Annotated in this window: 1 rRNA gene; it reads left to right on the forward strand. The window is 46.7% G+C overall.

Features of this window, described 5'->3' with window-relative positions:
* Positions 1-81, forward strand: a 16S ribosomal RNA gene (locus HWX55_RS35900); the annotation flags it as partial.
* Positions 82-510: the final 429 nt, after the last annotated feature.

The raw sequence follows: 510 nt of genomic DNA on the forward strand, positions 1-510 counted from the left end.
GTCACCACGGTAGGATTCATGACTGGGGTGAAGTCGTAACAAGGTAGCCGTATCGGAAGGTGCGGCTGGATCACCTCCTTTCCAGAGCTACTCGCGAAATTGAGCGCTCACGCTTATCGGCTGTTGATAAAGACAGAAAGACTGTCTGTTAGCGGTTTTAACGGTTATAATGCCGGCCGCTTTCGATAATCATCAATGACAAACATTCGAATGAAGTTTGATTCGAGTTTTTCTCATTGGCGATTGAGCCAGTCAGAGCGGTACGAAAGTATCGGCTGTCGTTCTTTAACAATCTGGAAGAAGCAAGTAATTTGGATAGCGGAAGCGTCTCGAGATGGACGTGGAAGTTATCCGGGTTGTGATTGTATCGATGTATCTCAAGATGATTCGAACTCTAAGTTCGACTTAAATTGGAATACGGCACAACGCGAGAACTCAACCTGTAACGAGACAGACTCGTTATAGGGTCAAGCGAACAAGTGCATGTGGTGGATGCCTTGGCGATCACAG

The organism is Burkholderia sp. BCC1047 (assembly GCF_902833155.1).
GTDB lineage: Bacteria > Pseudomonadota > Gammaproteobacteria > Burkholderiales > Burkholderiaceae > Burkholderia > Burkholderia sola.